General features: G+C 46.5%; 12 protein-coding genes and 1 other annotated feature (1 of these 13 cut by a window edge). Of the genes, 2 read left to right on the top strand and 10 right to left on the bottom strand.

Features of this window, described 5'->3' with window-relative positions; all coding sequences use genetic code 11:
- Nucleotides 1-8: 8 nt before the first annotated feature.
- Nucleotides 9-791, top strand: coding sequence for a DUF2927 domain-containing protein (locus tag QTN94_RS01560; protein ID WP_331415890.1), 783 nt, complete (start codon nucleotides 9-11; stop codon nucleotides 789-791).
- Here QTN94_RS01560 and QTN94_RS01555 read toward each other — a convergent pair.
- On the bottom strand, nucleotides 788-1,165 hold the full coding sequence (locus tag QTN94_RS01555; RefSeq protein ID WP_138970318.1) for a DUF2750 domain-containing protein: 378 nt from the start codon (nucleotides 1,163-1,165) through the stop codon (nucleotides 788-790). The two genes, QTN94_RS01560 and QTN94_RS01555, sit on opposite strands and share 4 nt — an antisense overlap.
- 67 nt (nucleotides 1,166-1,232) lie before the next feature.
- The gene (locus tag QTN94_RS01550) at nucleotides 1,233-2,138 is read right to left on the bottom strand and encodes a manganese-dependent inorganic pyrophosphatase (protein ID WP_269377291.1); all 906 of its coding nucleotides are present in this window, start codon (nucleotides 2,136-2,138) and stop codon (nucleotides 1,233-1,235) included.
- A 323-nt stretch (nucleotides 2,139-2,461) separates the two neighbouring features.
- Here QTN94_RS01550 and QTN94_RS01545 point away from each other — a divergent pair, with 323 nt between their 5' ends.
- Nucleotides 2,462-3,667 (top strand): putative manganese transporter, encoded by a 1,206-nt coding sequence (locus QTN94_RS01545; protein WP_331426632.1) that lies wholly within the window; start codon nucleotides 2,462-2,464, stop codon nucleotides 3,665-3,667.
- Nucleotides 3,668-3,835: 168 nt separating this feature from the next.
- On the opposite strand, the gene hisIE is transcribed toward QTN94_RS01545, so the two are convergent.
- The 8 genes from hisIE to hisG are packed head-to-tail and all read right to left on the bottom strand — an operon-like array spanning nucleotide 3,836 to nucleotide 10,990.
- Nucleotides 3,836-4,471: a bifunctional phosphoribosyl-AMP cyclohydrolase/phosphoribosyl-ATP diphosphatase HisIE gene (gene hisIE / locus QTN94_RS01540; protein WP_331426631.1), complete on the bottom strand. Its 636-nt coding sequence runs from the start codon at nucleotides 4,469-4,471 to the stop codon at nucleotides 3,836-3,838.
- Nucleotides 4,468-5,241 carry an imidazole glycerol phosphate synthase subunit HisF gene (gene hisF, locus QTN94_RS01535; RefSeq protein ID WP_331426630.1) on the bottom strand — a complete coding sequence of 258 codons (774 nt, stop codon included), beginning with the start codon at nucleotides 5,239-5,241 and terminating at the stop codon, nucleotides 4,468-4,470. The genes hisIE and hisF overlap by 4 nt, the downstream gene beginning before the upstream one ends.
- Nucleotides 5,223-5,960, bottom strand: coding sequence for a 1-(5-phosphoribosyl)-5-[(5-phosphoribosylamino)methylideneamino]imidazole-4-carboxamide isomerase (gene hisA / locus QTN94_RS01530; RefSeq protein WP_331415902.1), 738 nt, complete (start codon nucleotides 5,958-5,960; stop codon nucleotides 5,223-5,225). The genes hisF and hisA overlap by 19 nt, the downstream gene beginning before the upstream one ends.
- A gap of 27 nt (nucleotides 5,961-5,987) precedes the next feature.
- On the bottom strand, nucleotides 5,988-6,602 hold the full coding sequence (hisH, locus tag QTN94_RS01525; RefSeq protein ID WP_331415903.1) for an imidazole glycerol phosphate synthase subunit HisH: 615 nt from the start codon (nucleotides 6,600-6,602) through the stop codon (nucleotides 5,988-5,990).
- A 10-nt stretch (nucleotides 6,603-6,612) separates the two neighbouring features.
- Nucleotides 6,613-7,686 (bottom strand): bifunctional histidinol-phosphatase/imidazoleglycerol-phosphate dehydratase HisB, encoded by a 1,074-nt coding sequence (hisB, locus tag QTN94_RS01520; protein ID WP_331426629.1) that lies wholly within the window; start codon nucleotides 7,684-7,686, stop codon nucleotides 6,613-6,615.
- 58 nt (nucleotides 7,687-7,744) lie between these two features.
- Nucleotides 7,745-8,785: a histidinol-phosphate transaminase gene (gene hisC, locus QTN94_RS01515; protein ID WP_331426628.1), complete on the bottom strand. Its 1,041-nt coding sequence runs from the start codon at nucleotides 8,783-8,785 to the stop codon at nucleotides 7,745-7,747.
- Nucleotides 8,786-8,795: 10 nt separating this feature from the next.
- Nucleotides 8,796-10,088 (bottom strand): histidinol dehydrogenase, encoded by a 1,293-nt coding sequence (hisD, locus tag QTN94_RS01510; protein ID WP_331426626.1) that lies wholly within the window; start codon nucleotides 10,086-10,088, stop codon nucleotides 8,796-8,798.
- Between the two features lie 5 nt (nucleotides 10,089-10,093).
- A complete protein-coding gene (gene hisG / locus QTN94_RS01505; RefSeq protein WP_138970308.1) occupies nucleotides 10,094-10,990 on the bottom strand; it encodes an ATP phosphoribosyltransferase in 897 nt (298 codons plus the stop codon).
- A gap of 53 nt (nucleotides 10,991-11,043) precedes the next feature.
- Nucleotides 11,044-11,122, bottom strand: a sequence feature (His leader region) (it continues 58 nt past the right edge of the window).

The raw sequence follows: 11,122 nt of genomic DNA, 5'->3' as shown, positions 1-11,122 counted from the left end.
GATACGAGATGCTAAGGATAGCGTTAATCAGTCTACTCTCTTTCACGCTGCCTTCTGCGGCGCTCGCTTATTCCAATCAACAGACTTGGCTTGATACTCGCTTTGTCGAGAGTGCATTTGTCAATGTCGCCTTACGCAACGAGTATTCCTCAGGGAAAAAGCCTCTGGTGAAATGGAACAAGCCAGTGCGCATCTGGGTCGATCATAGGGTTGCTGACAGCGAACTGCATGATGAGTTAACCAATGCCCACATTCGTCATCTTGCCGCGATCACTGGCCACTCTATTACCCGAGTTTCATCACGTGAACAGGCAAACATTATCTGGATTTTTACTCAGGAATCTCAGTGGCGTGAGGACATTGAACGTGAACTTGGCAAGCCTGCCTTGGATAATGTTTATGGTGCCATTTGTAAAGCGGGGTATCGGCTCAATCCCGATAGCTCTATGTCTGGTGCCGCCGTCATTATTCCTGTCGACCAAGCAAGAGAACACGGTAAACTGCTCGCTTGTATTGTTGAAGAAATCACTCAGGTCATGGGATTACCTAACGATTCAGAAAGTGCATACCCCTCTATTTTCAACGACCAAACCCCTGAAGATCTGCTGTCTCCACTGGATGTTATACTGCTCAAGTTACTCTATGAACCCGAATTAAAGGCGGGAATGAGCGAACAGGAAGCGAAACCAGTCGTTGCTAACATTTTGCGTAGATACAAAAAAAACGGCACGCTGGAACGAGCCGTTTCTGTTGCTAAAAGTGGCGAACTATTTCAGCTCATTGGCTACTAATTAGCGCGCTTTTTTAGTTCAAATTCGAATTCATCAGGGTAAAGAACGACCCCTTCTTCGTTGTCATTAGGGAAAACAACAACTGACAACTCATCATCTTCCAGACCATGCGTCCAACGGCTAAACCATTTTGCAGTCGATATTGATTCAGCTTTGCAATGTTCCCAGTCCCCCGTTGCCCATTGAGTTGCGAACTCCTCGTGAGGCCAAACTGGGACACAGTCTTCATCTTCTGTATTGAGCATTACGCAGCCATGTTCATCGGTCAGAATCCATACTTGACGATGTTTCGCGATCTCTTTAATACAGTAATTAAATCGCTCATCAGGACGCATCTTGCTAACGGTTTCTAACTGCTCTTTAGATAGTGACATTTTTGTTCCTCTAAATAAAACGCCCACGGCGAAAGCCATGGGCGTTTAAAATTCATTGAGCTGGAAATTAAGCCAGTTCAGTTTGAAGCCAAGGCCAGCCTTGTTTCTTACGGCTTAGAGTGTTTTCCATCATAAGCATGCCATCTTTCTCATGCTTAACAAGCTTCTCTGCCCACTCACCCTTATAAAGTAGGCGAGTTTGCGCTGTTGTGATGTCGGTTAGCATTACTGCTGCAAACGCTAGGCCTTCTTCAGAACAACGACGCTCTAGGTCCGCTTCTAGTGCATCGATCATGCCGTCTACTTGCTCTAGTGTCGCAAGTTCAACCTGACCAACTACAACGTCACGACCGTTGAATGGGTAACCTTTTAGATCTTTTTCTACAAGTTGTGCCGCAGAAAGACCTTCGATATCTGTTTTAGCGATCAGTAGATCTTTAATGAATGCATCAACATCACATACATCAGCGATTTTTGCTAACTCTTCAACCGCATCTTTGTCTTTCTGAGTGCATGTTGGAGAAGCGAAACCTACTGTATCAGATAGGATAGCTGACATCATAAGCTTAGCAATTTGAGGCTTAATCTCATGACCTTCAATCTTAAACATGTTGAACAGTACAGTGTTAGTACAACCAACAGGCCAGATCCAAGCTTCCATTGGGTTCACTGTCATCACATCACCTAGACGGTGGTGGTCAACGATACCAAGAATTTCTGCTTCAGCCACATCATCCGGTGCTTGTGCTAGATCTGAGTAGTCTACTAACCAGATTTTTTCACCCGCTACCGAAGTACGTAGTTCAGGAACTTCTGCACCCGCAACTTCAAGAATATGTTGGGTTTCACGGTTAATCTCACCTTGGCGAATCGGCATAGCTTCAACACCACGAGCTTTCAGTAGCTCTGTCGCTACCAACGCACTACAGATACTATCGCTATCAGGGTTCTTGTGACCTACAACTAGAATCATCTTTTTTCCTATCTGACTAAATTTCTTCCCATACGATGGGTCATTACTCACGAGGGCAATATTTTACCTGATTCTGATAATTTGTCATCGCCTAGGCGAGAATATTTCGGCATAAGCAATGACTATTCGATTCATTGCACACCGCTCGACAATTAAGTTTAGCACTTATCACACTCTTTCGTGATTGATGCGTCGCCCCCCCTTTGGTCTCAAATACGCATCATCTTGCTAACCCCAATCATCAAGGAAAGTTAAAAATCATTATTGAAAATAATTCTCATTAGCATATTATTGATAATAATTCGCATTAAGGTTCGATATCTATGAGTCACTCACGCCTTTTACAAACCTTGCCGAACTGGCTAACACTGGCGCAGTTCGCTCCAGCTTACAAACGCTTGCTGCTGCCCGTTGCTTTAATTGTGCTCGTGGTTAATCCAACCACTAGGCTGGTTACTGTCAACACCCTATCAGACGCCTTCTGGGCTGTATCGAGCTACGTTGCCGTTACCCTCGCGATTTATCACTATCTATCGGGCTTTTTCAGTCAAAACAATCGCATTGTTAACCTTTATCAAAACTCACGAAATCATCAGGTCTTGTTTGCCGCACTACTTGGCGCGTTGCCAGGTTGTGGTGGTGCGATTATCGTCACCACGCAGTTTGTCAGTGGGCGGGTTGGATTTGGCGCAATCGTTGCGGTACTTACCTCAACAATGGGGGATGCGGCGTTTCTTCTCCTCGCCAGTAAACCGGATATCGGTTTTGCGATTATCGGCCTTGGTGTAATCGTGGGCTGTGTTTCTGGCTGGATGGTGAACGAGATCCATGCCGACGACTTTTTACGACCCGACACTCAACGAATTCCCCCTAGCGTAGATGTGTGTCGCATCGCGACCAAACGTGTTGAACTGCATGCCATCAATTTACAAGGTGTGTTTTGGAAGTGGCTATTGGTTCCAGCAACCGCCATCGCCTTTATGGGATCTTTCCAACTCGACATCAATCAAATACTCAGTTTGCCAACCATGACTATTGAGTGGATAGGAACGATATTGATCATCAGTAGCACTCTGCTCTGGTCTCTCACTAAAGAGATAAAAGACTACGAATCTACCGTGGCAGAAGATGCTAAGCAGGTCTCATCGCATCCTATCCAGAAGGCGGCACAAGATACCAACTTTGTCACGGCTTGGGTGATCATTGCGTTTATGGCGTTTGAACTGTTTAGCTTCTTCGGACAAATCGATATATCGACGAGCTTCGCTGGTTTAGGCGCTTGGATGCCCCTAATCGGTCTTGCTGTTGGGCTATTGCCAGGATGTGGGCCGCAAATTCTGGTAACCAGTCTCTATATTGCTGGCGTGGCGCCACTGTCCGCTCAACTAGCCAATGCGATATCTAACGATGGAGATGCGCTCTTTCCTGCTATCGTACTCGCTCCCAAGGCAGCACTAGTGGCGACCGTTTATTCAGCAATTCCGGCATTTCTCGTCGGTTACGGCTACTATTTTCTATTCGAAATTTAGCACTATCAGTGTCTAAGGCTAGGTCATAAGACCCAAATAGCGCCCCACTAGAGGGCGCACCTATTACGTTATCGATGAATCGCGAATATATCCTCGATGACAAAAAGAGACGCTTGTTCAAACTGCGCCTTTTTGTTTGACTTTTTCGGCACGTCTATGTCGCCGAAGCTACTTATGACGTTCCTTTAATTTGTTGATGACCTCATTCATCGACAAGCCCTGATCTTGAAGCAGAACCATCAAGTGATAAATAAGATCTGCAGACTCACAGATTAACTCCGCCTTATCGCCCGACGTCGCCGCAAGCGCGACTTCAACGCCTTCTTCGCCCACTTTTTGCGAAATACGCTTGGTACCACGGGAATATAAGTGTGCAGTATAAGAAGACTCAGGGTCGGCATCCTTGCGGGCAGCCAGTAGCTGCTCAAGTTGATGAAGCCACACCATTTGAGTCTCTTCTTGCTGATCGGCATCCCAACACGTTGTGGTTCCCGTGTGACAAGTTGGACCTATAGGATCGACTTTAACCAGTAACGTATCGTTGTCACAGTCAAGGGCAATATTCTTCAGTTGCAGAACATTTCCGGACGTTTCGCCTTTGGTCCATAGACGCTCTTTAGTTCGAGAAAAAAACGTCACCTGTCCCGTTTCCCCGGTTTTAGCCAACGCATCTTGATTCATGTAGCCCATCATAAGGACTTGGCTAGACTGAAAGTCCTGAACTATTGCTGGAACTAATCCATCCACCTTATCCCAATCAATTCTCTCTGCCAGTGTATTCACTTCCGCTGCGGTAAAACTCATAAACGCACCTCTACACCTTGTTGTTTCAGATACTGTTTTAGCTCTCCAATGTTGATGACCTGCTTGTGGAATACCGAAGCCGCCAGCGCACCATCTACATTCGTTTTTTGGTATGCCTCAGCAAAGTGCTCCATTGCACCTGCACCGCCGGAGGCAATCAGTGGTACTTTGCAAACTGCACGTACCATATTGAGTTGATCCAAATCGTACCCGTTGCGAACACCATCTTGGTTCATCATATTCAATACGATTTCACCAGCACCACGCTGTTGTACTTCTTGTACCCAATCACGTGTTTCCCATTGAGTCGCTTTCGTACGCGCCTCATCACCCGTAAACTGATAAACCTGATACTTGCCTGACGCTTGGTCAAAGTAAGAGTCGATACCAACGACAATGCATTGTACGCCAAACTTATCCGCGAGATCGGTAATTAGCTGTGGATTCGCTAACGCCGGTGAGTTGATAGAGACCTTATCTGCGCCAAACTCTAATATGCGAGCGGCATCTTCGGCGGACTTAATGCCACCAGCGACACAGAAAGGAATATCAATCACTTCAGCCACTCGTTTAACCCAACTCTTGTCGACGACACGACCATCGCTCGAGGCAGTAATGTCATAAAAAACAAGTTCGTCTGCACCCTCTTCAGCATAACGCTGAGCAAGCGGTACAATGTCGCCGATGATTTCGTGATTACGAAACTGCACGCCCTTGACTACTTGCCCATCACGCACATCAAGACACGGAATTATTCGCTTTGCCAACATGCAAATGCCTCCTTTGCAGTAAACTTACCATCAAGCAGTGCTCGACCAACAATCACGCCTGCCACACCGCTGCCTTTCAGAGCTTCGATATCTGCCAGAGAACCAATACCACCGGATGACTGGAACTGAACTTGAGGGTACTGCTTACACAGATCAACGTAGAGTTCTACATTTGAACCTTCTAACGTGCCATCACGCGAGATATCGGTACAAAGCACGTGTTTTAGCCCAACGGTTAGATAGTCATCGATAAGCGCCTCAATCGTTACACCAGAGTCTTCTTGCCAGCCAGAAATCGCGACCTTACGTACACCTTGTTCGTCAATATTGATGTCGAGTGCTAGAACAATTTTCTCCGCACCGTACTTTTCCATCCAACCCTTTACCAGTTCAGGCTGCTTAACCGCGGTTGAACCGACTACAACGCGTTGTGCGCCCGCTTCTAGCAGATCAACCACATCCTGCTCACTGCGCACGCCACCGCCAATCTGAATGCTAGCTGGCGTACTAGCCAGTAATTTGGCAATCAAATCCAGTTGGCGTGCTGTTGTATCTTTCGCACCAGTCAAGTCAACAAGGTGAAGCCAATCCGCGCCTGCCTTGTGATAGAGGTTGAACTGTTCGGCCGGATCGACTTTGTATTCTGTTACTTGGCCGTAATCCCCTTGATATAAGCGAACTACCTGCCCTTCAATTAAATCTAATGCTGGAATAATCACTAAACTATTTCCCTTTGATTCTTTAAATTACAGCTCTAAAAAGTTCTGAATAAGCTTCGAACCGGCTTTAGATGAGCGTTCTGGGTGGAACTGCACACCATAGTAATTGCCACTTTGAACCGCAGCGGTAAACGGATTACCGTAATCGCATTGTGCGATGGTGTATTCACCAACAGGCATGGCGAAACTATGGACGAAGTAAAAGTATTCCCCCTCTTCGATACCTCTAAATAGAGGGTGATCGGGTTTGGCTTTCACCGTATTCCAGCCCATATGAGGCAGTGGCAGATCACCAGTGTCCATCAGTCGGACTTCACCTTGACAAAGGCCAAGACACTCAACGATTTCGTCTGCTTTTTGGCCTTTTTCTTGCGAAAACTTACCTAAAAGCTGCATCCCTAAGCAAATTCCGAGCAGAGGCCTTTCTACCTGTTTAACCAGCTCAATTAGGTTGCGCTCCTCAAGGTTTTTCATTGCTTCGCTCGCCGTGCCTACTCCTGGCAGAAAGAGCTTATCTGCGGCCAAAACGACTTGAGGATCTTTCGATATGCTCACTTGGTAGCCGAGACGTTCAATGGCAAATCTCACTGAAGAAACATTGGCACAACCGGTATCAATAATGACAACTTTCTGATCTGTCATAACTCTATCCTTACAATACGCCTTTGCTGCTTGGTAACTCTGTGCCTTCTACCTTAATCGCTTGACGAAGCGTGCGACCAAAGGCTTTAAACAGACTCTCAATGATGTGGTGGTCGTTGTCACCGGCTGATGAAAGGTGCAAAGTACAAGCTAATGTGTCAGTCAATGAACGGAAGAAGTGAACGACCATCTCTGTCGATAAGTCACCAACCTGTTCACGGCTATACTGGGCATCAAATTTAAGATATGGACGACCCGATAGGTCCAGAGCACATTGAGCTAAACATTCGTCCATTGGTAAACTAAAGCCAAAACGGCCAATACCACGTTTATCACCCAGAGCATCTTTCAACGCCTGTCCTAAAGCTAAAGCGGTATCTTCAATGGTGTGGTGATCATCAATATGCAGATCGCCTTCAACCTGACAATTCATTTGGAAACCGCCGTGTGTAGCGATTTGATCCAGCATATGGTCGAAGAAACCTAATCCGGTAGAGATCTGGTTTCCACCTTGCTCATCCAGATTTACTTTGACCTTGATATCTGTTTCCTTCGTCGTACGAACCACTTCTGCAACACGAGCTTTTACCGTTAAGTCCTTGAGGATCTGCTTCCAGCCCATCGTTTCCGGGTTGTATTGAATACCGCGAATCGCCATGTTTTCAGCCAATTGCAGGTCTGTGTGACGATCGCCAATAACAACGGAGTTCTGGAAATCAACCTTACCGCCCTGCAAATACTCTTTAACCATGCCTAGCTTAGGCTTACGGCATGAACAGCTGTCTTCTTCGAAGTGAGGGCAGATAAGAACGTCGTCAAACTTGACGCCTTGCGACTCGAAAATGTCCATCATCATATTGTGCGGTGCATCGAAATCTTGTTGCGGATAGCTGTCCGTCCCTAGCCCGTCTTGGTTAGTCACCATAACTAAGCGATAGCCTGCTTCTTGTAGCGACAGCAGACTAGGTATAACAAATGGTTCAAGCTTCAATTTGTCTAAACGATCCACTTGGAAATCAACCGGCGGCTCAACAATTAAGGTGCCATCACGATCAATAAAAAGGATTTTTTGCTGTTTACTCACGGGAACTTCCTTATTTCAAAATGGTTGGCAGCCGCAATCAGCCGCTGCCAATGATGCTTTAGTTATAATAATTTCTGATAAATCCGAGTGTTTTTTCACACTCATCACGGCTACCAATGCTGATTCGGACACAATTTTCAATTGGCGAATTACGTAAAATAATGCCTCGGTCCCAAGCGGCTTTAAATAGCGCATCACCATCAGGGAATTTCACTAATAAGTAGTTACCCCAACCTTCGAATATTTCTAGACCATGGATCATCGACAAACCAACCTGTAAGTAGGCGCGATTGGCATTGAGGTCCAATACCTGAAACTTAGCGCGTGCTAGGCCAGCTTCGGACAGAGCCTGAGTGGCGATTTCCGCGACAGGAATTGGCACTGGATAAGGCGCGATGACCTTGAGTAACACATTAATTAGTTCTTCGTTAGCGAGTGTAAAACCACAACGAAGCCCAGCTAAAGCAAACGCTTTAGACAAAGTGCGTAAAATCGCTAAGTTCGGGTATTGCTCTAGCAGTCCGACGGTGGATGCCTCTGGACAAAAATCAATATAGGCTTCATCCATAACCACGATGGCTTTGTCTTTCGTCATTTCAAGTAAAGTGATGATATCTTCACGCTTGACTAGGTTGCCAGTCGGGTTATTCGGGCTACATACAAACACCAGCTTAACGTTTTCAAGGTTTTGTTCGATACCTTGTAAATCAAGCTGCCAATCCTGTGTCAGTGGGACTGTTTTGCGCTCAACACCGATAGTTTCAGCACTGATTGAATACATGCCATAGGTTGGAGGGCAATAGAGGATCGCATCCTCGCCCGGTTCACAAAACGCTCTAACAAGCAATTCGATACCTTCATCGGCACCACGCGACGTGAGTGTTTGCTCTGGTTTGACACCTGCGTATGCGGCATAAGCTTCGATCAGTTCTTTTGGCTGGCATTCGCTGTACCGGTTTAGGCGAGCGAAATCCGTTTTGTATTCATTATTAAACGGTGACTCATTGGCATTCAGCCATACATCCCCTGTCCCGCCAATGCGACGCGCAGAGAGATAAGGAGTGAGTTGTTGAATCTGTTTACGTGCTAGCTTTTCCATCGTCTCTACCTTACGCCTTAACCAATTTTTCTACACGAATTGTCACCGCTCTTTTGTGAGCATCTAGCCCTTCGGCTTCAGCCATAGTCACGACGGTTGGAGCAAGATTGATTAATCCTTCAGCAGACAGCTCTTGCACTGTCATGCGCTTAGAAAAGTCCGCTAAGCCGAGACTAGAATAAGTACGTGTGTAACCGTAAGTCGGTAATACGTGGTTAGTACCAGAGGCATAATCACCCGCCGATTCTGGTGACCAATTACCCAAGAAAATAGAGCCTGCATTGTCAAGTAATGGCAGTAATTCTCTCGGCTGTTTGGTTTGTACTATTAAGTGCTCTGGCCCGTAGTAGTTTGAAATCGATACCGCCTGAGTAATCGAGTCCGCGATAATAACCAAGCTTGAAGCCAAGGCTTTTTCTGCAATATCGGCACGTGACAACTGCTTCAACTGACGTTGTACAGCATCGATGACTTGATCGGCGATAATAGGTGATGGTGTCACAAGAACCACCTGAGAGTCTGGACCGTGTTCAGCCTGACTGAGCAGATCGGCGGCGATAAAGTCTGGCTCAGCCGTGTCATCTGCAATGACAAGTACTTCTGATGGTCCAGCAGGCATATCAATCGCAGCGCCACGGAAGTCGTTGCTCACCTGACGCTTCGCTTCCGTCACGTAAGCATTACCTGGGCCAAAAATCTTGTCTACTTTAGACACGGATTCAGTGCCGTAAGCCATCGCAGCGATGGCTTGACCACCACCAACGTTATACACCTCATCAATACCACACAGTCTTGCGACATAGAGGATCTCATCCGCAATTGGCGGCGGTGAACATAACACCACTTTTCGACAACCTGCGATCTTTGACGGAACGCCAAGCATTAATACCGTAGAAGGGAGTGGCGCACTTCCACCTGGGATGTATAAGCCGACCTTCTGGATTGGACGAGTGACTTGTTCACACAATACACCAGGTTGAGTTTCAACTTTAATTGGTTGCGGCTTTTGCGCTTTGTGGAACTTGGCAATATTAGAATAAGCTTGATTCAGAGCTTGCTTCATCGCATCCGTTAGACGATCACACGCTGCTTCAATTTCTTGCTCAGACACACGAATAGACTCGGGCTTAACGCCATCAAATTTTTCGGTCAGTTCGACCAAGGCTGCGTCACCACCTGTGCGAACCTTTGCAATCACATCAGAGACGGCGGCAGTAATATTTGCACCTTCAGTAATCGCTGGACGCTCTAAAATCGAGTCCTGCTGAGATTCACTTAGCGATTGCCAGACAACTGTTCTCATGGTTGTTACCCCATCATTTTTTCGATTGGAAGGACAAGGATTGAGCTCGCACCCAGCTCTTTTAGCTGTTCCATTGTTTCCCAGAACAAGTTCTCTGTACTCACAAGGTGAACGGCAACTTTGTTTATCTCGCTTGATAGTGGTAGAACTGTTGGATCTTCCGCACCTGGAAGTAGCGCTTTGATTTTATCGAGTTTGTCTGTCGGCGCGTGCAGCATGATGTACTTAGACTCTTTTGCCTGCTGAACACCCTGCATACGAGTGAGCAGCTTTTCAATAAGCGCCTGCTTTTCAGCATCAAACTCACCAACACGTTGGATAAGCGTCGCTTTAGATTTGAAAATAATTTCTGCTTCTTTGAGACCATTGGCTTCCAACGTCGCGCCTGTCGATACCAAGTCGGCAATCGCGTCAGCTAAACCCGCTCGTGGCGCTACCTCAACAGAGCCAGTCAGCATACACGTTGAAAAAGGTACGCCCTGCTCGTCCATGTAGGCTTTAAGCAATTGTGGGTATGTGGTCGCGATACGTTTGCCCGCTAAATCTTGTGGACCGTTGTACTGAGCATCTTTGTCGATAGCAATAGATAGGCGGCAACCACCAAAGTCTAAGCGACGCAGTTGGACGAAGTCACATGGTTCACCCAGCGCTTTACGGTCAAGACGCACTTCTTCCAGTTCGTTTTCACCGATAAAACCAAGATCAACCACACCGTCCATAATAAGGCCAGGAATGTCATCGTCACGAACAAGCAACAGGTCAATCGGCATATTTAGTGAGTGAACCACAAGACGCTCACCCATGATATTGAATTTAACGCCGCACGTTTTTAGTAGAGTCTGACACTCTTTACTTAGGCGACCTTTCTTTTGGATTGCGATTCTTAGGCGTTGTGTTTGCATGACATTTTCCCTGTGCAAATATTTGAAATCGATAAACTTTTCAAGACTGTAAAACTGAAAAACCCTCGGAAGAGTTGGTCTCCCGAGGGTTCTAAATCTTGTAGTTTGCGATATTAGCCTCCGGGAGTTTCC

Origin of the sequence: Vibrio sp. M250220 (assembly GCF_036533795.1) — a bacterium.
In the GTDB taxonomy this organism is placed as follows: domain Bacteria; phylum Pseudomonadota; class Gammaproteobacteria; order Enterobacterales; family Vibrionaceae; genus Vibrio.
This window is presented reverse-complemented; position numbering and strand designations above follow the sequence as displayed.